Raw genomic sequence first — 23,030 nt, forward strand, 5'->3', positions numbered from 1 at the left:
TCCCCGCCCCGGCCGTCCCCGCCCCGGCCGTCCCCGCCCCGGCCGTCCCCGCCCCCGCTCCGGCCGTCCTCGCCCGGGCCGGGCGGGTCCTGCGCAGGCTCGCCGGGATGGCCGCGACCCTCCTGGTCACCTCCTTCCTGGTGTTCTCCTCCCTCTACCTCGCGCCCGGCGACCCGGTCTCCTTCCTGGTGCGCGGGCGCAGCCCCGGTCCCGAACAACTCGCCGAACTGCGCCACCAGTACGGCTTCGACCAGCCCTTCCTGCTGCGCTACGGGCACTGGCTCGAAGGCGTCGTCCAGGGGGACTTCGGCCGCTCCCACCTCTTCCACCAGGACGTCTCAGCGGTCATCTGGTCCCGGCTGCCCTCCTCCCTGCTCCTCGTCGCCACCTCGGCCCTGATGATCGCCGTCGTGGGCGTCGGCGCGGGGATCGTCGGAGCGCTGCGCCGCGGCACCCGTACCGACCGGACCCTGATGCTGCTGGTCACGATCGGCGCGGCCGCACCCGCCTTCGTCGTCGCCCTGCTCCTGCGCTCCCTCCTCGGAGTCCGCCTGGGCTGGTTCCCGACCATCGGCAACGGCAGCGGGGTGCTCGACCGGCTGCACCACGTCCTCCTGCCGGCGGTCGCCCTGGCCGTGACCTTCACGGCCCTGGTGACCCGGGTGACCCGCTCGGCGATGCTCGACGAACTGCGCCGCGAACACGTCGAGGTCGCGCTCAGCCGGGGCACCCCCCGGCGGACCGTGATCCGGCGCCACGTCCTGCGCAACGCGATGGGCCCCATCGTCACCGTCTCCGCGCTCCTCGTCTCGGGCATGCTCGTCAGCACCGCCATCGTCGAGACCGCCTTCGGCATGTCGGGCGTGGGCTCCCTGCTCGTCCAGAGCGTCGACCAGCTCGACTTCCAGGTCGTCCAGGCGATCGTGCTGCTGGTCGTGGCCGCGTTCGTCGTGGTCAACGCCCTCGTGGACCTCCTGCACCCGCTGATCGACCCGCGCACCGCGGCCGGGGGGAGTGCCCGATGACCCCCGACACCCAGGCCGCCACCGCGCGCCTCTCGCGCCCCGCCCGCCTCACCCGGCTGCGGGCCCTCGGCGGCAGCCCGCTCCAGCGGACCTGCCTGTTCCTCCTCGTCCTGTTCGTCCTGGCCGCCGCGGCGGCGCCCTGGATCGCACCGCAGGACCCCACCTTCGGCAGCCTCGGGGACACCCTCCTCGGGCCCGGCGCCGGGCACTGGCTGGGCACCGACCAGGGCGGCCACGACACCCTGTCGGCCCTCCTCGTCGGCACCCGGACCAGTCTGGTCGGGCCGCTCACCGTCGTGGTGTTCTCCACCGTCATCGGCGTCGCCGTCGGCCTGTTCACCGCGTGGCGCGGCGGCCGGACCGACGCCCTCGCCGGACGCGTGCTCGACGTGCTGTTCGCCTTCCCCGCCCTGCTGCTCGCGATCCTCGCGGTCGCCCTCTTCGGCAAGGGCATGACCGCCCCCGTGCTCGCCATGGCCGTCGCCTACATGCCGTACACCGCACGCCTCGTCCGGGGCCTGGCCCTCCAGGAGAAGGCCCGCCCCTACATCGCCGCCTACACCGTCCAGGGCCACTCCGCCGTGTTCGTGACGGTCCGCCGGATGCTCCCCAACATCGCCCCGACGCTGCTCGCCCAGGCGACGGTGAACTTCGGCTACGCCCTGCTCGACCTCGCAGCCCTCTCCTTCCTCGGCCTCGGCGTCCAGCCGCCGACACCCGACTGGGGCGCCATGATCAACCAGGGGCAGGCCGCCGTGCTCCAGGGACAGCCGCTGTCCGCGATCGTCCCGGCCGTCGCGGTCGTCGTCGTGGTCGTCGCCTTCACCGTCGTCGGGGAGAGCCTCGCCGACACGATCGCGGGAAGGGACCCCCGATGACCCTGCTCCGGTACGAAGACCTCAGCGTCACCCTGCCCGGCACGGCCCGCCCCGTCCTCGACGGCATCGGCCTCACCGTCGCGGCCGGCGAGGCCGTCGCGCTGGTCGGCGAATCCGGCTCCGGCAAGTCCGTCACCGCCCGCGCCGCCCTCGGCCTCTTCCCCGAGGGCGCCCGGATCGCAGGCCGGGTCCTCGTCGACGGCACCGACCTCGTCGGAGCCGGCGCCGCGAGCCTGCGCGAGGTGCGCACCGACACGGCGGCGATGATCTACCAGGACCCCCGCGCCGCGATCAACCCCGTCCGCCGCGTCGGGGACTTCCTCACCGAGTCCCTGCGCCTGGTCCACGGCTGGACCCGGGACCGGGCCCGTGCCCGGGCCGCCGAACTGCTCGGCGCGGTCGGCCTCCCCGATCCCGTCCGCCACCTGGACCAGTACCCGCACGAGCTCTCCGGCGGCATGCTCCAGCGCGTCGTGATCGCCGCCGCCCTGACCGCCGAACCCCGCCTGCTGCTGTGCGACGAGCCGACCACCGCCCTCGACGTCAGCACCCAGGCGGAGATCCTCGCCGTCCTCGGCCGGCTGCGGCGCGAACGCGGCCTGGGCCTGCTCCTGATCACCCACGACATCGAACTCGCCGCCTCCGTCAGCGACCGGATCTACGTGATGTACGCGGGCCGCATCGTCGAGACCGCCCCCGTGGGAGACCTCTTCACCACGCCCCGGCACCCGTACACCGCCGGACTGCTCGCCTCCTCCCCGCCGTTGGACGGCAAGGCGCCCGAGCGGCTCGTCCCCATCCCCGGCGCCCCCATGGGGCTGCTCGAATCCGCCACCGGCTGCGCCTTCGCCCCGCGCTGCCGCTTCGCCGAACCGGGCCGCTGCGACCAGTCACCGCCCCCGTTGCAAGAGCACGGGCCGGCCCGTGTCGCCTGCCACCGTGCCGGCGAACTCACCCTCACACCGCACCGCGACCAGCACGGCGACCACCAACCCAACCGGAACCAGGAGGTCAGGTGACCACCGACCAGCCCCCGCTCCTGCGGGTCGACGGCCTGCGCAAGACCTACGGGAGCGGCGCCGCCGAGGTCGTCGCCGTAGACGGCCTGTCCTTCACGCTGCGCCACGGCGGCGCCCTCGGCATCGTCGGGGAGTCCGGGTCGGGGAAGAGCACCACCGCCCGGATGCTGATCGGCCTGGAACGCCCCGACTCCGGGGAGATCCACGTCCAGGGCCGCCCCCTGGCCGCGTCCGTACGCGGCAGGGCGGCCCGGCTGGCGCGCGCCAAGGCCGTGCAGATCGTCTTCCAGGACCCCTACCTCTCGCTCGACGCCCGGATCACGATCGCGGACACCCTCGACGGGGTGCTCCGGCTGCACGGAACCCGCGACCCGGCGGAGCGCGCCACCCGCGTCCGGGCGCTCCTCGCCCGGGTCGGGCTCGGCGACCGGGAAGCGGCGGCCCTGCCCCGACACCTCTCCGGCGGCCAGCGCCAGCGCGCCGCGATCGCCCGCGCCCTGGCCGTCGAACCGGCCGTGCTCGTCCTCGACGAAGCCGTGTCCGCCCTGGACGTGTCGGTGCAGGCCCAGGTCCTCAACCTGCTCGCCGACATCCGCCGCGACACCGGCATCGGCCTGGTCTTCGTCAGCCACGACCTGGCCGTGGTCCGCTACGTCTGCGACGAGGCCCTCGTCATGTACCGGGGCCGGACCATGGAACACCGGCCCGTCGCCGAACTGCTCACCACCCCGCGCCATCCGTACACCCGGCTGCTCCTGGCCTCCGTCCCCCACCCCGGCTGGGACCCCGACTCCATCAGCCGCCGGCGCCGCGCCCTCGACCCCCTCGGAGCCCCCCTCGACACGTGAACCCGACCGCACGCGCGGCCGTCCGGGCCGCCCCCGGCGACCGCCGAAATTGCGGTGCGCCGCCCGGGCGGCCCGGTCTACGGTGACACGATGAGCACCCGCACCTTCCGTGTCACCGTCCGCGGCTTCTTCGACGGTCTCACCGTCGAACAGCACGCCGAGCTGACGGCCGCGGCCCCCGCACACGACGTACTGCGCGCCTCGTTCACCACCGAGGGGAACCTCACCTACGAGCTGGCCGCCCGCAACTCCTTCGCCTTCCGCTTCCTCGACTCCGGGGAGGCGGAGGAGGACATCCTCGAAGCCGCCGCCCGCGCCGAACTGGCCGCCGAGAGCTGGCTGACGGAGCGCGGCTACGGCTTCAAGCGGCTGCGCTGCACCGCCGAGGACCTCTCGCTGGCCAAGCAGAGCAAGCGCCAGCGCCAGGCGGCGGCCCGCGCGAACTCCTGAACACCCGGGGCCGTCGACCGCCCGGCCATCGACTGCCCGGCCGTCGACCGCCCGGGCAAGCTCGCCGTCGATCGGCCGGACGGGTCCGCGGGCCGGTCACACGTCGGGCAGCGGGCGGGCCTCTAGCGGGTGTGCGGGGACCTGGTGACCGCCCGAGGGGAGGATGCGCACCTCGCCCCGGTCGCTGATCTCCGCGCGGACGATGCCGGTGGCGTCGGCGTACACCGGGTGGCCGCCCGGCCCCGCGGAGTCGGTGCGGTCCACCACCACGACGTCCTCGCCCGTCCCGTCGGTGGAGGGGAAGACCAGCTCGTACCGCCTGCCGCTCATGTACGCACTCCCGTCGCTATCCGACCCCCACACCCTCCCATCGTGAGCCGACCCGGCCCGGCCCGCCCGGTGGCTTTGCCTCCGTTTTGCGTTCGTGGGGGTGGCGGGCGATGAGATAGTGGCGCTCTCCAATGAAGGGCGGCAAGGGGTGCGGCTGGCGGAGCTGAGCGAGCGCAGTGGGGTCTCCACCGCGACCATCAAGTACTACCTGCGCGAGGGCCTGCTGCCGCCCGGACACAGGATCAGCGCGACGACGGCCGACTACGACGAAACGCACCTGCGCCGGCTGCGCCTGGTGCGCACGCTGATCCAGGTCGGCGGCGTGCCCGTGGCGACGGCCCGCGAGGTGCTCCGTCACGTCGACGACGACTCGCTGGGCCGGACGATCCGCACGGGAGCGGCCCTGTGGGCGCTGCCGCGCGTACCGGAGCCGGACGAGGAGGACGACGCCGTGGTGACGGCCCGCGCCGAGGTGGACCGGCTGCTGGAGGAGCTGGGCTGGTCGACCGCCCGGGAACTGGCCCCCCTCTCGCCGGACCACCGCTCCCTGGTGCTGGCGGTGGCCTCGCTCATCCGCCTCGGCTACCGCTGGGACGCGCGGATGCTGGCGCCCTACGCCCGTCTGATGCACCAGGTCGCCGTCCACGACCTCGACAACATGGAGGATTACCCCTCGGAGGCGGAGAGGGTGGAGGCGGCGGTCGCCGCCGCCGTCCTCTTCGAGCCGGTGCTCAAGGCCATGCACCGGCTGGCGCAGGAGGAGGAGTCGGCCCGTCGCTACGGGCTCTCCTGACCCCGTACGGTCTCCGTTCCCCCCGGCGCGGCGTACCCCCGGGCGACGGTCACCTCCCGGGCCAGCGCGGTGAAGGCCCGGGCCGCGGCGCTCCGGTACGCGCCGTCGCGCCGCAGCAGGCTCACCGTGCGCGGCGGCAGCGGCGGCACCAGCCGGACCGGGGTCAGGCGCGGATGGTCGTCGGTGACGGCGTCGGGCAGGACGGTGGCCAGGCCGGTCCGCTGCACGAGCTCGGTCAGCGCCTGGACGGAGCCGGCCTCCACCGCGACCCGCGGCCTGACCCCGTGCACCGCGAGGTAGGCGTCGATGTGTTCCCGGGTCGCGAAGTCCCCGCTCAGCAGCGCCAGCCGGCGGTCCGCCAGGGCCGACACCGGCAGCGGATCCGGCTCCGGCTCCGGCGCCGTGGGGGCCGTACCGCGGCCGCCCACCACCAGGCCCAGGGTCTCGGTGAACAGCCCGGTCGCGGCGATCCCCGGCAGGTGGACGCCCCGGAAGGCGATGCCGAGGTCGGTGTCGTCGGCCAGCAGCGCGGCCTCGATGYGGTCCTGGGACATCTCACGCACCTCCACCGTGATGCCGGGGTGCGCCGTGTGGAAGGCGGCGAGCAGCGGGCCGAGGAGGTAGGCCGTGAAGGTGGGGGTGAGGGCCAGCCGCAGGTGGCCGCGGCTGAGGTCGGAGAGGTCGTGGACCGCCCGCTCGGCCGTCGCGAGGTCCCGCAGCGCCCGGCGGGCGTGCTCCGCGTAGACCGCTCCGGCGTCCGTGAGGCGCACCGCGCGTCCGCTGCGGTCCAGGAGCTGCACGCCCACCGTCCGCTCCAGCTGCTTGACCTGCTGGGACAAGGTGGGCTGGGAGATCCGCAGCTCCTCGGCGGCGCGCGTGAAGCTGCTGTGCTCGGCGACCGCGAGCAGGTAGCGCAGGTGACGCAGTTCCAAAGCCATGGACCGACTATAGATGACATCGATGAGAGTCATCGAATATCGCTCTTGGACGCTATGGCCGCAGGTCATGCATGGTGGAACTCGTCAGCCCCACGGGGGTGGACCCCAGAGAACGGGAGTGACCATGCACGACCTCACCGAGGGCGTCGAGCGGTTCCGCCACGACGTCTTCCCCGCCAAGGCGGAGCTCTTCGCCGGCCTCGCCGCGACCCACCGACCGCGGACCCTGTTCATCAGCTGCTCCGATGCCCGCGTGGTTCCCGAGCTGATCACCCAGAGCGAGCCGGGCGAGCTGTTCGTCGTCCGGACCGCGGGCAACCTCGTCCCCGCGCACACCCCGGGTCCGGACGGGGTGGCGGCCGGCGTCGAGTACGCCGTCGCCGTCCTCGGCGTCACCGACATCGTGGTCTGCGGCCACTCCGCCTGCGGCGCGATGACCGCGCTCGCCGAGCGCCACGACCTCGGCTCCCTCCCGGCGGTGGCCGGCTGGCTCCGCCACGCGGACGCCGCCCTCGCCCGCACCGCCCCGGCCGACGGCGGCCCGTACCCCCTGGACGCGCTGGTACGGGAGAACGTACGGGCCCAGCTGGCGAACCTCGCCACCCACCCTCCGGTGGCCCGTGCCCTCGCCGCCCGGTCGCTGGTCCTGCGCGGCTGGGTCTACGACATCCCCTCCGGCGCCGTCGAGGAGATCGAGAGCACCGGCGGCACCGTCCCCCTCGCGGCCTGAGCCCCGCCCGCCACCCTCCCGGCGGCCTTCCCCGCCCCGAACCCCTTCCTCCTCCGAAAGGAACCCTTCCCATGGTGCACGCCCAGTTCGCCCCCGCCGTCCGTGAGCGCCTCGCCGACGCGGCCGTCGAGGCCAAGGTCCGCAAGAACCTGACCTGGCGCCAGATCGCCGACGTCACCGGCCTGTCCGTGGCCTTCGTCACCGCCGCCGTCCTCGGCCAGCACCCGCTGCCCGAGCCCGCCGCCAAGGCCGTCGCCGAACTCCTCGGCCTCGACGAGGACGCCGCGATGTGGCTGCAGACCATCCCCACCCGGGGCTCGATCCCCGGCTCGGTCCCCACCGACCCGACGATCTACCGCTTCCACGAGATGCTCCAGGTCTACGGCACCACCCTCAAGGCCCTGGTCCACGAGGAGTTCGGCGACGGCATCATCAGCGCCATCAACTTCCGCCTCGACGTGCGGAAGGTCGCCGACCCCGACGGCGGCGAGCGCGCCGTCATCACCCTCGACGGCAAGTACCTCCCGACCAGGCCCTTCTGACCCCGGCCGCCGGGGCCGGTCCGCTCACCGGCGCGGGTTCAGGCAGGCCAGCGCCGCCGCGGTGAGCGCGCCCACCCCCGCCGGCAGCGCCGTGCGCACGTCGGGCGCGAAGTCCGGCGCGTGATTGGCCGGGAGCGCGGCCAGCTTCGCGGCGGGGCCGACCACACCCAGCATCCAGTAGGCGAGCCGTACCCCCTCCGCCCCGTGCACCGACCGCCCCGCGTCGCCGAACAGCCCGAAGTCCTCCGTGGCGAGCGACGGCGGCCACATCGCCACCCGCTCCGCCCCGAAGTGCGCCGCGTGCGCCTCCCGCACCACCCCCGTCGTCGCCGGATCGGGGTGGGTGACGGGAGACTCGCGCTCGCGGACGATCTCCGGTTCGCGGGGGCAGCCGGAAGCCGCGCACTCCGCGCGGACGATCCGTTCCACGCCGGCCGCGGCCCGCGCGAGCGCCGCCCCGCCCGCGGCCCGCACGGTGATCCCCAGCTCGGCCCGCTCCGGCACCACGTTGGCGCGCTCGCCCGCCCGGAACGAGCCCACGGTGACGGCCACCTGCTCCGAGGGCGCCGCCTCCCGCGCCACCACCGTCTGCAGCCGGGTCACCACGTGGGCCGCCGTCACCACCGGGTCCACCGCCAGGTGCGGGGCGCCCGCGTGCCCGCCCCGGCCGTGCACCACGACCCGGAAGGTGACGCTGCCCGCCGTCATCGGCCCGTACCCGTGCGCCACCATCCCGGCCGGGAGCGGCGCGGCGTGCTGCGCGAGGACCGTGTCCGGGCGGCCGACGCGCTCGTACAGCCCGTCGGCGAGCATCGCCGCGGCCCCCTCCAGCGTCTCCTCCGCGGGCTGGCCCACCACCACCAGCGTGCCCCGCCAGGCCTCCGGGGCGGCGCCCGCCAGCACGGAGGCGGCCCCGGCGGCCGCGGCCAGGTGCAGGTCGTGCCCGCAGGCGTGCGCCACCGGCCCCTCGCTCGCGTACGGCAGCCCGGTGGTCTCCCGGACCGGCAGCGCGTCCAGCTCGGCGCGCAGCACCACGGTCGGGCCCCCGCCCCGCCGCAGCACCCCGGCCACGCCGTGCCCGCCGATCCCGCGCGTGGTCGCGTACCCGGCGGACTCCAGCCAGTCGGCGAAGTGGCCCGCCGTGCGCCGTTCCCCGCCCGACAGCTCCGGGTGCCGGTGCAGGTCGAGGTAGAGGGTGGTCAGCGGCCGCAGCAGCGGGGGGAGCGCCGAGAGCACGGCGGAGGCGGGGCCGGGGGAGGAGGCGGAAGCGGGGGTGGAGGCGGAAGCGGGGGTGGAGGCCGGGACGGTCGCGGTCATGGAGCCCATGATCGGCCACCGGATCCGGCCGGGTCTGTCAGGCCGCTGACACCTTCTGTCAGAGGAATGTCAGAAGGGGGACACGTGACATGACGGTGCGGGCGGTTCTCCTGGAGGTGCACCGCACGGAGACGGCCGTCCCGTGGTCGCGCACCCAGTGACCGCACCAATAGAAGGAGTCCCCATGGAGAAGTCGCCGCTGGCCTCGCTCGCCGACGAGATCCTGGAGCTGGAGTCGGAGACCTTCGAGATCTCGGACTACTCGGACGCCAGCGAGGTCGTGCTCGCCGGTTCCACCAGCTGCAGCTCCACCTCGACCTGTTCCTCCACCACCAGCACCACCTCCTGCAGCGCCTGACCCGAGCTCAGCAGGCCGTGCACACCGATGCCCCGGCCCCCTCTCCCGAGGGGGCCGGGGCATCCGGCGCGCGGGGCCGGCCCCCTCAGGGGAAGGGGTGCGGCACCAGCCGGACCTCCGCCTCCGTCAGCGGCTCCCGACGCAGCCCGGCGCGCACGGCCGCCGTCCGCATCCGCGGCATGTACGGGGCCCGCTGGCGCGACCAGCCGAAGTCGATCGGCAGCAGCCCCGGGACGATCGCGCACACCGTGCTCAGCCCCGCCCGGCGCTGCTCCGGAGTCGTCTGGTCGACGACGATCACATCGTGCCCGGCGGAGGTGAGTTCGCCCACGCACAGCATCAGGTCGTCCCGCAGATCGCCCGTCCGCGGGCGCCCCCGCTCCTCCCACTCCCCGTACAGCCCGTCCACCGGCCGCACGGCGAGCGGCTCCCGGTACGGGCGCACGTACGGGGACATCGCGGGCAGCCCGTACAGCTGGGCGTGGTCCTTGAGGTGCTTGACCAGGGAGAAGTCCCGGGTCATCGCCTCCAGTTCGGCCTGCCGCCCCGCCACCTGGCCGGGCAGGTGCGGGATGTAGGTGAGCACCTCCGACAGGGCGGCCTCCACCGCCGCCGCCGGATCCAGCGCGGCGCCCGCGCCGAAGGAGTACAGCCCCGGCCCGCCGTCGCGCCGCACCGCGAGGCCCGTCACCACCGGCACCGCCAGGTCGATCCGGTTGTCGAAGGCGTGCACGTCGTACCCCTGCAGGGCGGCCCGGTCCACCATCGTCCGCACCGCCGGCCCCGGCACGGACGCCAGGTCGATCTCCGTCAGCCGCAGCCCGCCGTACCAGGCGAGGAGGAAGGCGTCCCGCTCGATCAGCTCCAGCAGCGCGCCGAGCAGGGCCTCCTCGGGAGAACCGCCGATCGCGCAGCCGTTGGAGCACTCGAAGACGAAGTTGTCGGCCGCGAGGCCCGCGCTGTAGTACGCCAGGCGGGCCGGGACCAGCACCGGGCGGTCGTCGCGCAGCGAATGCCCGTACACCCAGGGGATGGGCCGCCGCGGGTCGAAGGGCGAGACCAGCGGATCGTCGCGGTAGGTCGCCTCGGGGTAGAACCCGCAGAGCGCCGGGTCCAGGGCGCGCTCGCCCAGTTCCGCGTACGGGGCGGTGAGGACCTCGGTGGCGCCGGTGCGCCGGTGCGTGCCCGCGTACCGCTCCAGGCCCTCCAGGAAGGCCAGGTCGCGGCTGGCGGAGAAGCTGTTGGCCTGCCCGCTCCAGGTGACGTCCGTCAGCCCGGCGTAGCCGCGCATGAAGACGCTGCCCGCGACGGGCGCGGTGGTCGGCGAGGTCACGTTGGTCCAGGTGCCCGCGCCCAGCACCCCCGTCACCGGGTTGGCCAGCGCCTGGTGCGGCACCGGGTACGAGGACGCCGCGCGCAGCCGCTGCGCCCCCGGGTGGGGTTTGGGCCGCGAGCGGGGGGTGAAGGGCCGCGGGGCGTCGGTGCCGCGCGGGCCGCAGTCCGGGCACAGCGGGTCGGCGGCCAGCGGGTACGTGCGCACCTGGAGGGTCTCCAGGTCCAGCCGGGAGACCTGGGGCAGGGCCCGGTCGGCCGGCGACGGGCCGGGCGCGCCCGCCTCCCCGCCCGCCACGGCCGCGTGCAGGGCGGCGACCGCGTCGAGCACGTACGGGGACAGCCGCGGCCAGTTCGCCGCCACGGTGGTGACCGGGCCGCCGCCGGTCTCCAGGGCGTCCCGTTCGCTGCGGCTGCGCAGCCGCTGCCAGCGCATCGCCAGGCACTGCCCGCAGGCGGGTGCGGTGCCGTCGCCGCCCCACGGGCCGACCAGTACGGCCCGGGCGCTGAGGTGGACCGTGGCGCCCGGCCGGACCGTCGCGAACGGGTCGGCGGCGCGCGGTCCGAGGGCGTCGTGCACGCCCAGGGTGACGACGGCGGGCCCCGTGCCCGCGCCGCCGAGGGCCCCCTCCAGCGCGCGCCGGGCCGCTTCCATCGGGGCGCCCGCCGGGACCCCGGCCCGTACGGCTCTCGTCGTGGTCATGACTGGTTGCTCCAGCGGAAGGTCTTGAGCCCGATCCCGCCGAACAGCAGGGCGAACCCGCACAGCGCGGCGCACCCGGTCCCGATGGTGGCGAGCGAGCCCGAACCGGTCAGCGCGCCCGTGGCCGCGTCGTTGAGATAGCGCAGGGGCAGTACCCGGGAGACCGACCGCAGCCAGCCCGGCATCATGTCGAGCGGCAGGAAGGACCCGGACAGGAACGCCATCGGCACCATCAGGCAGTTGGCGATCGCGGCGACGGCCTCGGGGGTGTTGGCGAAGTTCCCGACGATCACGCCGATCGCCATGAAGGCGGTGATTCCGGCCACCAGCGCCGGCAGCACCAGCGGCCAGCGGCCGTCCAGCACCAGCCCGAAGCCGGGCAGCATGGCCACGGCTATGAACACCGCCGCCTGTACGACGCCCACGACCACGGCCAGGACGTAGCGGGAGGCCAGCACGGTGGTCAGCGGCGTCGGTGTGAGGCGGATCAGCCGCAGCAGGTCGTCGCGCCGCCACTGCATCAGGGTGAAGGCGATCCCGAAGACGGCGGCGTTGGCGACGCCCCAGGACATCACCCCCGGCGCGATGTACGAGATGTAGGGGCGCCCGCTCTCCTCCACGTCCTGACCGCTGAAGATCAGGCCGAAGACGACGAGGAAGAGGAGGGGGAAGGCGAAGGTGAAGAAGAGGGTGGCCTTGTCCCGGACCTGGGCCCGGTAGCCCGACGAGGTCAGTGCCGTGTACGCGCTCATGCCCGGGACTCCGTGGTGTGTGCGGGGGTGCGGCCGGCGTCCGGCCCGTGGTGGTGGCCGGTGAGTTCCAGGTAGACGTCCTCCAGGGTGGCCGTCCGGGTCATCACCCCGTCGAGTCCGGTGAGGGCGTCGACGGCCTGCAGGACCCGGCCGGGGGCCGAGGTCTCCAGCACCAGGGAGCCGCCCTGCTCGCTCACCCGGTCCACCCCCTCCAGGGCGGCGGCCTGCGCGACGCCGATCCGCCCGGCCGGGACCAGCAGCCGGGCCGGGGCCCCGGCGGAGGCGACCAGCCGGTGCGGGGAGTCGAGGGCGGCGATCCGGCCCGCGACGAGGATGGCCACCCGGTCGCACAGGGCCTCGGCCTCGTCCAGGTGGTGGGTGGTGTAGACGATGGTGCGGCCCTCGCCCTTGAGGGCGCGCAGCACCTCCCACAGGTCGCGGCGGGCCTGCGGGTCCAGCGCGGCCGTCGGCTCGTCCAGGAAGATCAGTTCGGGGTCGTGGACCAGCGCCGAGGCGATGGCGAGCCGCTGGCGCTGGCCGCCCGAGAGGTTCTCGACGAGGACGTCGCGCTGCTCGGTCAGGGCGACCGTCTCCAGGGTGCGGTCCGCGGCGGCCGCGTCCTTGCGGTACAGCCCGGCGACGGTCGCCAGGTGCTCGCGCGCCGTCTGCCGCACGAAGAAGGCCGACGCCTGCGTCTGGACGCCGATCCGCGGCAGCAGCGCGGTGTTGCGGGGCCAGGGGCGTTCGCCCAGGACCTCCACCGTGCCGGAGTCCGCCTGGCGCAGGCCCTCGACGATCTCGATGAGGGTGGTCTTGCCCGCTCCGTTGGGGCCGAGCAGGCCGAAGAACTCGCCGCGGCGCACGTCGAGGGAGATGCCGTCCACGGCCTGGCGGTCGCCGTAGCGCTTGCGGACCTCCTGGACGGAGACGGCGACGGGGCCCGTGACGGGTGCCTCGGGCGGTGGGGTGCGGTCAGTTGTCATGGGCGGTGCGGTTCCCTCGGTATCGGTATCGGTATCGGCATCGGAGACGGAGCGGGTGGAAGGAAGGGGTACGGGTTCAGGTACGGACGGTGAGGACCACGGCGGAGGCCGCGGCCCCGGCCAGGAGCAGGACCAGCACGGCCGAGCCGATCCCGTAGCCGAGGTAGAGCCGCCGGGCCCGGCGCGGGTACGCGTCCGCGGCGGCGCGGTCGCGCATCCGCAGCCGCAGGTAGGTCGAGCTGGCGGGCRCCAGCCGGGTCACGCGCAGGGCGTGCCCGAGCAGCGTGTAGCCGTCGAGCGGCGGCAGCGGGACGAGGTTGACCAGGGCCTGGGCGCTGCCGAGCAGCAGCAGCGCGCCCAGCACCCGCCCGGTGGCGTCGCCGGTGGGCAGGGCGGCCCACCAGCCGAAGAACGGCAGCAGGAACAGCAGGTTGGCGAACGCGCCCGCCCCGGCGACCGCCAGCTGCTGGCGACGGCGCCGCAGGTAGCGGTAGTTGTCGACGGTGCAGTACATGATCGCGACCGGAAGCCGCCAGCGCAGCCCGATCTCCCCGACCGTACCGCCGACGTGCCGGGCGGCGATCCCGTGCGCGAACTCGTGCAGGGCGGTGCTCAGCCACAGCAGCGTGGCCACCGCCAGCAGCGGCACCGGGCGCGACAGCAACCACCACAGGTCCTCCAGGAGTTCCCCGGACGCGAGCGCCAGCACCCCTTCCATGCCCAGGCATACGAGGATCAGCACCCCCACCGCCACCGGCCGCAGGACCGGCCGCAGGAACCGGTGCAGCCGCGCCGTCGTCGCGTCGGCGTCCGCGACCAGCCGCAGGCTCCCGCGCAGCAGGGTCCCGGTGCGGTGCGGCCCCGGTCCGGGCGCGGGCTCCGGGAGCGGGCCGCCCGCCAGCAGCCGCCGGCTCCCCAGCAGCCCGAGCAGCTGCTGCCAGTTCCGCTCGCCCAGCCGGCGCCCGAAGGCCCGGCCGTAGGCCTCGCCGATCTCCGCCAGGCTGCGCGAGCCGTCCAGCCGCGAGACCAGGAAGTACTCCTTGGGCCCGATCTCGAAGGAGGACCCGGACACCGGGTCCTTCACCAGGTGCACCACGGCCGGGCCGTTCAGCAGCGGCGGCGACAGCAGGATCCCCGGCCGCAGCGCCGGCCGGTGCTCCAGCATCCCCGAGGGCGTGCTCACGGCCCGACCACCCCCGCCCCGGCCGGGTCCGGCGAGGCGTCCCCGGGCACGCCCTCCCGCAGGACCCGGCCCAGCAGGTGCGCGAGGTAGGCCTCGTCCCGGATGGTCACGTGGAGCCGGTTGTTCGTCATGTGCATGTAGGGGGAGAGCAGCAGAGGCAGCGCCACCGCCGGATCCGTCACCCGCTCGTCGCGGGTCCCGTCCCACGAGCGGAACACCAGCTCCCCGCCGACGGCGAGCGCCTCGGCCCGCCGCCGCAGCTCCCGGCAGTGCTCGGCCCAGCCGGCGAGGAAGGCGGGCAGCCGGCCGGTCTCCCCGGAACCGAGCGCCGCCAGCACCCCCGCGAAGCGGCGCGCGAGCCCGGGGGCGGTCTGTTCGTAGGTGCGGTCGTACTCGGAGGAGCCGATGAACCCGGTGCCCGGGAAGGCCCGGTGCCAGAACTCGTAGTAACGGTCGAGGTAGCCGCCGAGCTCCTCCCGGTCGGGCAGGAACACCCCCGCCATCACCATCATCAGCTGCGCCGACGTGCCCAGCAGCACCGTCCGCAGGTGCAGGTTCATCGAGCCCAGGGCCTCCATGACCAGATCGCTGGAGCGGGCGAAGTGCCATTCGGCGAGCTCGACCCCGGCCGGACCGCCGTACTTGCCGAACTCCGGCTCGTACGGCTCCCAGGAGAAGGAGTTGTTGGGGCGCAGGTTCATCCGGCCGTCGGCGCCCATGAAGGCGGCCCGGTCGCCCTCGGGGAACTCGATGTCGAAGAGCGTGTTGTAGAACTCGTTGAGGAATCCGGAGTCCACCTCGTACAGCGCCGGCCGGGTCTTCAGGAAGGCGGCCACCGCCTCCTCGGTGCGCCGCCGCACCTCGGGCTCAGCCTCGGGCGTCGCCGGGCGCAGCCGCAGCCGCACGTGCGGCCCCTCCAGCCAGTAGTTGATGAAGAAGTGGCCCGCCAGCAGGCCGTCCTCTTCGAGCGAGGCGATCAGCGGGCGCACGCACCGCACCAGCAGGGGCTGCGGGTTGGCGGCGTAGAAGACGTGCACGGCCTGCCACGCGCCACGCGTGGGGGTCAGCTCTGACATCTGGCAACGCCTTCCGGATCCGGGGAGTTCGAGGACATCGGGGAGAGCGGGCCCGACGGGGTGGCCGTGGTGCCCGGGGCGGTCGTGGTGAAGGTCTCGACGGCGAGTTCGGCGACGTGCGCCCCGCGCTCCGAGAAGGTGTGCAGCGCGCCGGGGTCCGGCAGCATCTCGCGGAAGACCACCCGGTGGCCGCCCTCCCGCAGCAGCGGCTCGAAGGCCGACAGTGACAGCAGGCTCGCGAAGTCCACGTACTGCGGCTTCGCCCCCAGCGCCGACGGACCCGCCGACACCGTCGCGAACACCCGCTCCGGCAGCCCGTGGGCCCGTCGCCAGCGCTGCCACTCCAGGAAGTGCGCGGCCTCCCGCGCCCCGTGGACGGGCAGTTGCCCCGCCGTGGTGGTCCAGCTGCGCCGGCTCAGCACCACGTCCCCGTGCACCACTCGCGGACGCGCGCTCACCCCGCCGTTCGCCACGGCGTCCGGCACCCCCGCCCACACGTCCAGCGGGGACATCGAGGACGGCGAGAGCAGCAGCAGGGTCCGCGGTACGGCGGGCAGCGCGAGCGGCACCAGGTACCCGAGGTACACCGGGATCACCTCCACGCCCAGGCGCCGCGACCGCAGCACCACCCGGCCCGTCTCCGGCACGTGCTGCGCGTACAGGTCGTCCAGGCGCAGCAGCCGTTCCTCCGGCAGGGTGCCGCTCTCGCCGGGACAGACGATCTCGTGGTCGGTGAGCCGTCCGTGCAGGTTCAGGTTGGTGGTCACCGGGCCGCCGGTGACCTCGGCGAACACCGCGCCCGGCGGGGTGACCGCGGCGGCCGTGGCGCGCAACTGCCCGTCGAGGGACGGCCGGCCGTCCTGGTCCCCGTAGACGTGGGTGAAGCGGCTGAAGGGGAAGGACAGCCCGCCGTAGGAGCGGTTCAGCACCGTCAGCTCCGCGCCCGTGGCCGGGTCGCGGGCCAGCTGCACGTGGTGGCAGCGCGGCGCGAAACCGGGCACCACCGGCTCCAGTTCCCCCGCCACGGCCTCGACGTCGTCCTCGGTCAGGCGCAGTTCGGCGCCGCCGCCACGCTCCTCGTACGCCGCCCAGTGCTCCCGCATCCGGCCGGTGAAGGCGCGCCGGGCCGCGTCCAGGGCCCGGATGCCGGGCAGGCCGAGCCAGTTCTCCTCCGGCACGTACTCGCCGCGCGCGTCGAAGGGGGTGCGCCGCGCGGTGAAGGACAGGTACTGGTCGAAGAAGTCCTCGTGGAAGTCGTGCACCAGGCCCAGGAGGTCCTCGCAGCGCCCGCCCCGTCCGTAGCGGGCGGTGAAGAAGCCCTCGAAGGTGATCCGCTGGGCGAGGGTCAGGTCGAAGGCCGGCAGGATCCGCTCCACCGACCGCAGCGCGCCCCCGCCGGAACCCTCCCGTGCCCACGCCGGCGCCGGCGCCGGCAGCTCACGGCCCGCGCTCACGTCCTCGTAGACCAGGGTCTGCGGCAGCGCCGCGTCCGCGGGCGCGCCCAGCTCCTCCTGCGCCCGGCGCAGCCCGGTGCGCAGGGCGCGCAGCAGCTCCGCGCGCTCCGCCCGGTCCGCGTGCGGATAGCGCTCCAGCACCCGGGCCGGCTCCTCCAGCAGTCCGGCGAGCGCCTCCGCCCAGGGCCGCTCCAGCGCGCGCAGCGCACCCTGGAAGGACCGCACGGGATCCCCGCTGTGCACCTGGGTGTCCAGGCACGGCGCGCGCACCATGCCCAGCTCCAGCAGGGCCGCGATGTACGCCTCGCACTCCGCCGGCGGCGCCCCGTGCTCCGCCGCCAGCCAGTCGGCCAGCTCCCGGTGGCGCAGCTCCGGCCGCCCGACGGCCTCCTCCCGCTCCGCGAACAGGGCGAGCAGCCGGTCGAGGGTGCCGCTGCGGCGCAGGAAGAACAGCCGGTCCCTGACCGCGTCGAAGGTGACGGCGGCCGAGTCGTCGCCGGCCGTGACCGAGCGGCGCACGTAGCGGATCCGGTCCTCCTCGCGCCCCCAGCCCGGCGCCGGGCGCAGCGGCAGGTCCCGGCGGCGCACCGGATCGGCCAGGACCAGCTCCGCGAGCCGGGCCAGGACCACCACGTTCAGCCGGACGTGGCTGCTCCACCGGTCTTCCACCCGGATCCCCTCCGGCCCGCCCTCCGCCGTGAACCGCCCCGTCGCCACCCCGGTGAAGGTGCTGAAGGGGCTGGTCTTGCAGGCGGTGCGGAAGAGGTACGCGAGCACCGAGCGCTCGGCCTTGCGGGCCCGGCCCTGCGGCACCGCGCCGTCCGCGGTGGCCTCCGCGTACGCGTCGAGCTGCCCTTCCAGGACCGGCGAGGCCAGCAGCAGCCCGTGGCGCAGCCGCTCGTCCGCCAGCAGTTCGCGCAGCGCCGCCCGGCCCCGGCCCAGATCGGCGGCCAGCAGGGCCTCGCCCTCGGCCAGCAGCTTCGCCAGTTCGCCCGCGCGCAGCAGCCAGCCGCCGAGCCGCTCCACGGCGGCGCCCGCCCGCGGTCCGCCGAAGTCGGCGAGCGTGCGCAGCGCGCCCTCGGGGTCGGCGGGCGGCCGCCCGTTGTGGATCTGCCGCCGCAGCCGCAGCAGTGCGCGGCGCCCCGCCGCGTCCGGTCCGCCCGGATCCGGGTCGGTCGCGCCGACCGCCCGGTGCAGCGCCTCGCTCAGCCACTGGGCGTCCGCCCGCAGCGCGTCCTCGGCCGTGAGCACGTCGTCCGCCCAGCGGCGGGTGTCCGCGCAGCGCAGCGCGTCGGCCGCGGTCAGGGGCAGGCCGGCCACGCGCAGCATGAAGCGGTCGCCCGCTCGCCATGGGGTGGTGGTGTTCATCCTGATCGTTCCGCTTCTCTCGGTGGGCACTTCGCGTCCGGTCAGGCGATCTCGTGGCGGAAGTCGGCGGGACGCGGCCGCTCGTGACCGAGCAGCATGATCAGCAACGGCGCCTCGTCGGTGTCCTCCAGCCCCAGCCGCTCGGCGTAGGAGACGTTGTCGAAGCCGAGCGCCACGCCCGCGCCCAGCCCGTGGGCGGCGGCGCAGGCGTAGAAGGTCTGCGCGACGGCACCGACGGCCGCGCCGACGAGGCGGTAGCCGCGGTCGCCGACCGCGTCGAGGACCGCGGTGGTCCGCACGGTCGGCACGAGCACGGCCGCCGCCTGCTCCAGGTTGTAGTTGGACAGGAAGTAGTTGGCCTGGAGGAAGGGGCCGGGCGGCCCGGCCACCACCAGGCGCAGCGCGTGGGCCGCCGGGTCGTAGGCGTAGCTGCCCGGGGCGATGCCCTCGACGTGGTTGACGAAGGCGTACAGGGAGGTGAGCGGCGGCCCCTCGGGCCGTTCCGCGTCGCTGCCCACCCGGGTGGCCGCGCAGTCGGCCAGCGCGGCCGCCAGCTGCCCCGCCGTCACCGGCCGGCTCGCGTCGAACCGGCCGAAGCTGCTGCGCCGCGCCCGCAGCGCCGCCGCCGGCTCCAGCGGGGCGACGTCCGGCACCGGCAGCGGCACGCCCTGACCGCCCCGGGGCGGGTACGCGGCGGCCGCGTCCAGCGCGCCCGGAGCCGGCCGGCCGCCCGCCCGGCCCAGCGTGGCGCCGTGGATCCGGCGCAGCGTCTCGAAGCCGAGCACCGTCCGGGAGCGCTCGCTGTCACGGAGGCGGACGGCGGGTGCCGCGGCGGGTGCCCCGGCGTCCGCCCGGGGCCCGTCGCCCTCCCACTCCAGCGGGAGCACCGCGAAGATCCCCTCCTCCTCGGCGACCACGCCGAGCAGCCGGGCCAGCCGCTCCTCGTCGAACCACAGCGCGGGCGCGATCCGCAGCCCGTACGCCCGTGCCCACAGCCGCCAGGTCTGCAGCAGCGCGCCCACGTCCATGCTCACCGCGTGGAAGGAGAAGCTGTTGTACTTGAAGGCGTTCTGCCAGTACTTGACGCCGAGCACCAGGTACTGCGTGCAGCCGTCCGGGTCGGCCCCGAGCGCCGCGCGGACCTCACCGGTGACGTCGCCGGTCAGCAGCCGGCGCAGCCCGTGCTGGTGCGGGGCGTAGTGGTACACCCCCGGGGTGAGGGGGCCGCCCGCCCCGGCGGCCCAGTACACGCCGACCGGGTAGAGCCCGCCACCGGAGGCCGTGCCCCGGGACCAGTTGGCCTGCGTGTAGTGGGGGAGCGCCGTCAGGTCGGTGTTGGCCTGCACCCCCAGGCGCCGGCCGGTCAGCCCGTACGAGTCCTGGAGCATCCCGGAGAGCAGCGGCAGGGTGAACCCCGGCGCGGGCCGCGGCCCGTCCGCCGGATCCGGCAGCGGCAGGGTCTCCGCCTCCGGGTAGAACTTGGCCTTGCGGGGGCGGTCGGCCCAGTCGGGCACGAAGTCCACGGGCTCCATGGGGATCCGGCCCCGGTGCATGATGGCGCTGGCGTAGTCATGGGCGTAGCCCACGGGTCCTCCTCGGTCGGTCGGGTCGTGCCGGAGCGTGCCGGCGGCCGGGTCAGGGGAAGGGGTGCGGGGCCGGGTTGAGGTCGCAGTCCTCCAGGTCCCGCTCGCGCAGCCCGGCCGCGCGCAGGGCGGTCCGCAGCCGCGGCATGCCCAGGGCCCGCTGTCGCGACCAGCCGAAGTCGATCGGCAGCAGCCCGGGTACGAGCACGCTCACGGTGTGCAGTCCCAGCGCCCGCTGCTCGGGCATCGTCTGGTCGACCACCACCACGTCGAACCCCCGGGCGGCGACGGCGTCGACGCACCGCGCCAGGTCCTCCCGGACGTCGTCCGCCACCCCCTCGGGGCCCAGCAGCGCCGACACCGGACGCGGCGGCCCGGGGGAGGGGGCGCGCAGCAGGAAGTCGGCGTGCCGGCCCATCTCCGGTACCCCGTACACCAGCGGGTGGTCGTGCAGGGCGGTGACCAGGTCGAAGTCGGCCGCCATCGCACGCAGCCGGTCGGCATCCCGCTCGGTGCGGCCGGGCAGGTTCACCGCGTCCGTGGCGATCTCGCACAGCGCCGAGTCCAGCGCGGACTCCGGGTCCAGCCCGGCCCCCGCCCCGAAGCACATCCGGCCCGTGCCCCCGTCGAAGCGCTCCGCGACGGCGGTCACCACCGGGATCGGGAAGCTGATCCGCGTGTCGAAGAACCGCGCCCGGTACCCGTACAGGGCCAGCCGGTCGACCATCGCCCGGGTGGAGGCCCGGGAGCTGGTCGCCGGATCGATCTCCGGCAGCGGCTGGCGCCCGTACCAGGCGAGCAGGAAGGCGTCCCGCTCCACGACCTCCATCAGCCCGAAGTAGCAGGCCTCGGCCAGGCTCCCGCCGGAGGCGCAGCCGTTCGAGCTCTCCTGGACGAACCGGTTCTCCAGTCCGGGCGCGTGGTAGTACGTCAGGACCTCGGGCACCAGGCGCGGCTCCCGGTCGCGCAGGGACCAGCCCCACACCCAGGGGATCTCCCGGTCCGGGTCGAAGGGCCGCACCCGGGGGTTGTCCCGGTGGAACTCCGCCCCGTACAGGCCGACTTCCCGCGGATCCACGGCCTCGGAGCCGAACGACCGGAGCGAGCCGGTGACGCTGGTCGTCCGCGAACGGGCGCGCATCCCCGCGTACCGCTCCAGCCCCTCCAGCACCCCGACGCGCGCGCTGCGGTCGAAGGTGTCGGTGTGCCCGCCCCAGAAGGTCTCGCGCAGGTACTCTCCCGAACGCATCGAGAAGCAGCCGATGGTGGCCGAGGTGGACGTCGAGGAGACGTCCTGCACCAGGGAGGGCCCCAGCGCCCCGCACAGCGGATTGGCGAAGGCCGCCACCTCGATGGCGTACTCCTCCACGGGACGGGTGCGGAAGGCGCCCGGCCGGTACTTGGGCGCCGGCGCCAGGCCCAGCGGCGCGGGCCCGTCCACGGTGGGCGTGGCGCACACCGGGCACTCGGGATCGGGCACCAGCGGGTAGCGCCGGACCGCGCCCGTGCGCAGGTCGAGCGACCGCACCTCGGGGAACGGGCCCGCCGCCGGACCGGCCCCGGCGGCCGCCGCCACCAGCGCGGCGACGGCGTCGGCGGCGAAGGGGTGCGCGTACGGCCACCCGCCCACCGCCCGCGTCCCGGAACCCAGCTCCAGCGCGTCCCGCAGCGCGACGGACCGGACGGCCTGCCAGCGCCGCTCCAGGCACCGCGCACACCCCGGCCCCGCCCCGGCCACGGGCCCGACGACGGCCTGGTGTCCGTACAGGCTCACGGGCACCCCGGCCCCGCCCGGCGCCGCCCCGCCCGGCGCCGGGGCGTGGAAGGCGTCGCGCAGACCGAGGGCCGTGAGGGTCACAGGGGGAGCGTCCAGGGCCGTCAGCGCGCGGTCCAGCAGGGCCGTGAACCGTCCGGCGGCCTCCCGGCCGAGCCCCTCGGCCACCGTGGCGGCGGCCGTCACCCGGCGGGCGGGGGCGTCACGCGTCATCGCCGGGCTCCCGCTCCGCCGTGAGCAGCACCCGCACGGTGTGGATACCGGCGCCCGCCAGCTCCGGCGCGCCGGTCGCCACCACGTACGCGTCCCGTCCGCCGGTGCCCAGCCGCTCCAGCACCGCGTCCCAGGAGGTCTCCGGGCCCGCCGCCGGCACGGGGGCCGCACCGCAGACCGTCAGCGCCCGCGGGTCCAGGTCCCGCAGCAGCGGATCGCCCGTGTCGGCCGGTCCCCCGGCCGCCGGATCGGCGGCGTACTGGACCGCGCCCAGCAGCTCCCGCAGGGCCGCGACCGCCGCCGACCGCCGGTCCAGCCCCTCGCCCAGCGCCCAGTGCTCCCCGGACCGGGCCAGCAGCACCTCCACCCCGCTGCGGGCGCCCTCGCCGAGGTCCAGCACCTCCGGCTCCAGCCCGAGCCGCTCCGCCGACCGCACGAGGAAGACGAGTTCGGCGTCCTCCCCCTCCTGCGGCCCCGGCAGCGCCACCGGGGCCGCCGCGGCGCCGCGAACGGCCCGCAGCAGCGCGCTGTGCCCGAGCGCCGACAGCAGACCGGCGGCGGCCGCGTCGGCGGGRGAGGGGCCGGCCCCCGCCCCGGCACGGGTGCGCTCGAAGAGCCGGTCGGCGTTGTGCGGGCCGAACGGCCGCACCGCGCCCGCCGGGACCAGCGCCGGCTCCTTCGTCAGCAGGGACACCGCCCGCTGGTACGCGGACACCTCACCCGGTATCCCGGAGGCCGTCGTCAGCCGGGCCGCCGTCACCGCGTCGCCCCAGCCGCCCGCGGTCAGCCCGCGCGYCGGCACCACGTGCTCCGCGTACACCAGCGCCGCCGCGTCCAGCGCCCGCATCCGCGCACCGGCCACGTGGTGGATGTCGAAGGCGGCCACCGCGCGCGGCCCGGCGTGCCCGATGCCCAGCTCGACCACGCCCAGCTTGAGCGGGATCTGCGTCAGCTCCTCGTCCGCGTACCGGGTGAACACCCCCGCGTACGGCCGCACCGCCACGGAACGCCGGTTCAGCTCCTCGACGAGCTCCTCCGCCTCCCGGGCCGTCTCCAGCGAGGGCAGCGCGGGCGTGCCCGAGCGGCCGGCGGCGGCGAGGTCCACGGACACCGCGGAAGGTTCCTCCTGCGCGCAGAACGGGCAGCGCGGGTGCGGGAACAGCGGCTCGGCCGTCACGTCCAGCGAGGCCATGTCCTGGACGAGCAGCCGCCCGGCGGTCTCGGCCGGCAGGGTCCCCGAGGTCGCGCGGAACACCTCGTACCCCAGCAGGTTGCCGAGCATCGCGGCCAGCGGCCGCCCCGGCACCGGCCCCGCGGCCGGGGGGCTGCCCGGCAGCGCCAGCGCGCTCCACAGCTCGGCCGCGCCGGCGCCACCGCGCGC

Annotated in this window: 21 protein-coding genes; 9 read left to right on the plus strand and 12 right to left on the minus strand. The window is 75.4% G+C overall.

Annotated features, from left to right (window positions below):
• Positions 1-107 precede the first annotated feature (107 nt).
• The 5 genes from AB4039_RS35240 (at position 108) to AB4039_RS35260 (ending at position 4,220) form a co-directional block, all read left to right on the plus strand.
• Positions 108-1,025 carry an ABC transporter permease gene (locus AB4039_RS35240; protein WP_442272677.1) on the plus strand — a complete coding sequence of 306 codons (918 nt, stop codon included), beginning with the start codon at positions 108-110 and terminating at the stop codon, positions 1,023-1,025.
• Positions 1,022-1,903 carry an ABC transporter permease gene (locus AB4039_RS35245; protein ID WP_266846167.1) on the plus strand — a complete coding sequence of 294 codons (882 nt, stop codon included), beginning with the start codon at positions 1,022-1,024 and terminating at the stop codon, positions 1,901-1,903. The genes AB4039_RS35240 and AB4039_RS35245 overlap by 4 nt, the downstream gene beginning before the upstream one ends.
• Positions 1,900-2,922 (plus strand): ABC transporter ATP-binding protein, encoded by a 1,023-nt coding sequence (locus AB4039_RS35250; RefSeq protein WP_442272671.1) that lies wholly within the window; start codon positions 1,900-1,902, stop codon positions 2,920-2,922. Before AB4039_RS35245 ends, AB4039_RS35250 begins: the two co-directional genes overlap by 4 nt.
• On the plus strand, positions 2,919-3,770 hold the full coding sequence (locus tag AB4039_RS35255) for an ATP-binding cassette domain-containing protein (protein WP_266846169.1): 852 nt from the start codon (positions 2,919-2,921) through the stop codon (positions 3,768-3,770). The genes AB4039_RS35250 and AB4039_RS35255 overlap by 4 nt, the downstream gene beginning before the upstream one ends.
• A gap of 90 nt (positions 3,771-3,860) precedes the next feature.
• A complete protein-coding gene (locus AB4039_RS35260) occupies positions 3,861-4,220 on the plus strand; it encodes a DUF6204 family protein (protein WP_266846170.1) in 360 nt (119 codons plus the stop codon).
• Positions 4,221-4,316: 96 nt separating this feature from the next.
• Here AB4039_RS35260 and AB4039_RS35265 read toward each other — a convergent pair whose 3' ends face one another.
• Positions 4,317-4,550 (minus strand): DUF6296 family protein, encoded by a 234-nt coding sequence (locus tag AB4039_RS35265; RefSeq protein ID WP_266846171.1) that lies wholly within the window; start codon positions 4,548-4,550, stop codon positions 4,317-4,319.
• Between the two features lie 148 nt (positions 4,551-4,698).
• Between AB4039_RS35265 and AB4039_RS35270 the strand changes: the two genes are divergently transcribed.
• On the plus strand, positions 4,699-5,343 hold the full coding sequence (locus AB4039_RS35270) for a MerR family transcriptional regulator (protein WP_266846234.1): 645 nt from the start codon (positions 4,699-4,701) through the stop codon (positions 5,341-5,343).
• On the opposite strand, the gene cynR is transcribed toward AB4039_RS35270, so the two are convergent.
• On the minus strand, positions 5,328-6,281 hold the full coding sequence (gene cynR / locus AB4039_RS35275; protein ID WP_442272672.1) for a transcriptional regulator CynR: 954 nt from the start codon (positions 6,279-6,281) through the stop codon (positions 5,328-5,330). The two genes, AB4039_RS35270 and cynR, sit on opposite strands and share 16 nt — an antisense overlap.
• Positions 6,282-6,405: 124 nt before the next feature.
• Here cynR and AB4039_RS35280 point away from each other — a divergent pair, with 124 nt between their 5' ends.
• Positions 6,406-7,011, plus strand: a complete 606-nt coding sequence (locus AB4039_RS35280; RefSeq protein WP_266846173.1) for a carbonic anhydrase — start codon at positions 6,406-6,408, stop codon at positions 7,009-7,011.
• Positions 7,012-7,082: 71 nt separating this feature from the next.
• The gene (gene cynS, locus AB4039_RS35285) at positions 7,083-7,553 is read left to right on the plus strand and encodes a cyanase (RefSeq protein ID WP_266846174.1); all 471 of its coding nucleotides are present in this window, start codon (positions 7,083-7,085) and stop codon (positions 7,551-7,553) included.
• 24 nt (positions 7,554-7,577) lie between these two features.
• Here the strand turns inward: cynS and AB4039_RS35290 are convergent, their stop codons facing one another.
• Positions 7,578-8,870 carry an amidohydrolase gene (locus tag AB4039_RS35290; protein ID WP_442272673.1) on the minus strand — a complete coding sequence of 431 codons (1,293 nt, stop codon included), beginning with the start codon at positions 8,868-8,870 and terminating at the stop codon, positions 7,578-7,580.
• A 184-nt stretch (positions 8,871-9,054) separates the two neighbouring features.
• Between AB4039_RS35290 and AB4039_RS35295 the strand changes: the two genes are divergently transcribed.
• Positions 9,055-9,228, plus strand: coding sequence for a thiazolylpeptide-type bacteriocin (locus AB4039_RS35295; protein WP_007268044.1), 174 nt, complete (start codon positions 9,055-9,057; stop codon positions 9,226-9,228).
• 85 nt (positions 9,229-9,313) lie between these two features.
• Here the strand turns inward: AB4039_RS35295 and AB4039_RS35300 are convergent, their stop codons facing one another.
• From AB4039_RS35300 to AB4039_RS35340, 9 genes are all read right to left on the minus strand, one after another.
• Positions 9,314-11,263: a TOMM precursor leader peptide-binding protein gene (locus AB4039_RS35300; protein WP_266846176.1), complete on the minus strand. Its 1,950-nt coding sequence runs from the start codon at positions 11,261-11,263 to the stop codon at positions 9,314-9,316.
• Positions 11,260-12,015: an ABC transporter permease gene (locus tag AB4039_RS35305; protein WP_266846177.1), complete on the minus strand. Its 756-nt coding sequence runs from the start codon at positions 12,013-12,015 to the stop codon at positions 11,260-11,262. Before AB4039_RS35305 ends, AB4039_RS35300 begins: the two co-directional genes overlap by 4 nt.
• A complete protein-coding gene (locus AB4039_RS35310) occupies positions 12,012-12,998 on the minus strand; it encodes an ABC transporter ATP-binding protein (protein ID WP_266846178.1) in 987 nt (328 codons plus the stop codon). Before AB4039_RS35310 ends, AB4039_RS35305 begins: the two co-directional genes overlap by 4 nt.
• Positions 12,999-13,074: 76 nt before the next feature.
• On the minus strand, positions 13,075-14,163 hold the full coding sequence (locus AB4039_RS35315) for a peptidase M50 (protein ID WP_442272678.1): 1,089 nt from the start codon (positions 14,161-14,163) through the stop codon (positions 13,075-13,077).
• A 14-nt stretch (positions 14,164-14,177) separates the two neighbouring features.
• Positions 14,178-15,257 (minus strand): lantibiotic dehydratase C-terminal domain-containing protein, encoded by a 1,080-nt coding sequence (locus AB4039_RS35320; protein ID WP_266846179.1) that lies wholly within the window; start codon positions 15,255-15,257, stop codon positions 14,178-14,180.
• Entirely contained in the window at positions 15,245-18,079 is a 2,835-nt protein-coding gene (locus AB4039_RS35325) for a lantibiotic dehydratase (RefSeq protein ID WP_266846180.1), read from the minus strand. The genes AB4039_RS35320 and AB4039_RS35325 overlap by 13 nt, the downstream gene beginning before the upstream one ends.
• Positions 18,080-18,120: 41 nt before the next feature.
• Positions 18,121-19,665, minus strand: a complete 1,545-nt coding sequence (locus AB4039_RS35330) for a SagB family peptide dehydrogenase (RefSeq protein ID WP_442272674.1) — start codon at positions 19,663-19,665, stop codon at positions 18,121-18,123.
• A 49-nt stretch (positions 19,666-19,714) separates the two neighbouring features.
• Entirely contained in the window at positions 19,715-21,649 is a 1,935-nt protein-coding gene (locus AB4039_RS35335; RefSeq protein ID WP_442272675.1) for a TOMM precursor leader peptide-binding protein, read from the minus strand.
• Positions 21,639-23,030, minus strand: a 1,392-nt coding sequence (locus tag AB4039_RS35340) for a YcaO-like family protein (RefSeq protein ID WP_442272676.1), incomplete at its 5' end; no start/stop codon positions are given. The genes AB4039_RS35340 and AB4039_RS35335, both read right to left, overlap by 11 nt.

It is taken from the genome of Streptomyces sp. M-16 (assembly GCF_052114405.1).
In the GTDB taxonomy this organism is placed as follows: domain Bacteria; phylum Actinomycetota; class Actinomycetes; order Streptomycetales; family Streptomycetaceae; genus Streptomyces.

Excerpts from the sequence above, each read along its gene's own strand:
- AB4039_RS35240 (WP_442272677.1), top strand. The coding sequence starts at position 108 with ATGGCCGCGACCCTCCTGGTCACCTCCTTCCTGGTGTTCTCCTCCCTC.
- AB4039_RS35245 (WP_266846167.1), top strand. The coding sequence starts at position 1,022 with ATGACCCCCGACACCCAGGCCGCCACCGCGCGCCTCTCGCGCCCCGCC.
- AB4039_RS35250 (WP_442272671.1), top strand. The coding sequence starts at position 1,900 with ATGACCCTGCTCCGGTACGAAGACCTCAGCGTCACCCTGCCCGGCACG.
- AB4039_RS35260 (WP_266846170.1), top strand. The coding sequence starts at position 3,861 with ATGAGCACCCGCACCTTCCGTGTCACCGTCCGCGGCTTCTTCGACGGT.
- AB4039_RS35265 (WP_266846171.1), bottom strand. The coding sequence starts at position 4,550 with ATGAGCGGCAGGCGGTACGAGCTGGTCTTCCCCTCCACCGACGGGACG.
- AB4039_RS35280 (WP_266846173.1), top strand. The coding sequence starts at position 6,406 with ATGCACGACCTCACCGAGGGCGTCGAGCGGTTCCGCCACGACGTCTTC.
- cynS (WP_266846174.1), top strand. The coding sequence starts at position 7,083 with ATGGTGCACGCCCAGTTCGCCCCCGCCGTCCGTGAGCGCCTCGCCGAC.
- AB4039_RS35290 (WP_442272673.1), bottom strand. The coding sequence starts at position 8,870 with ATGACCGCGACCGTCCCGGCCTCCACCCCCGCTTCCGCCTCCACCCCC.
- AB4039_RS35295 (WP_007268044.1), top strand. The coding sequence starts at position 9,055 with ATGGAGAAGTCGCCGCTGGCCTCGCTCGCCGACGAGATCCTGGAGCTG.
- AB4039_RS35300 (WP_266846176.1), bottom strand. The coding sequence starts at position 11,263 with ATGACCACGACGAGAGCCGTACGGGCCGGGGTCCCGGCGGGCGCCCCG.
- AB4039_RS35305 (WP_266846177.1), bottom strand. The coding sequence starts at position 12,015 with ATGAGCGCGTACACGGCACTGACCTCGTCGGGCTACCGGGCCCAGGTC.
- AB4039_RS35310 (WP_266846178.1), bottom strand. The coding sequence starts at position 12,998 with ATGACAACTGACCGCACCCCACCGCCCGAGGCACCCGTCACGGGCCCC.
- AB4039_RS35320 (WP_266846179.1), bottom strand. The coding sequence starts at position 15,257 with ATGTCAGAGCTGACCCCCACGCGTGGCGCGTGGCAGGCCGTGCACGTC.
- AB4039_RS35325 (WP_266846180.1), bottom strand. The coding sequence starts at position 18,079 with ATGAACACCACCACCCCATGGCGAGCGGGCGACCGCTTCATGCTGCGC.
- AB4039_RS35335 (WP_442272675.1), bottom strand. The coding sequence starts at position 21,649 with ATGACGCGTGACGCCCCCGCCCGCCGGGTGACGGCCGCCGCCACGGTG.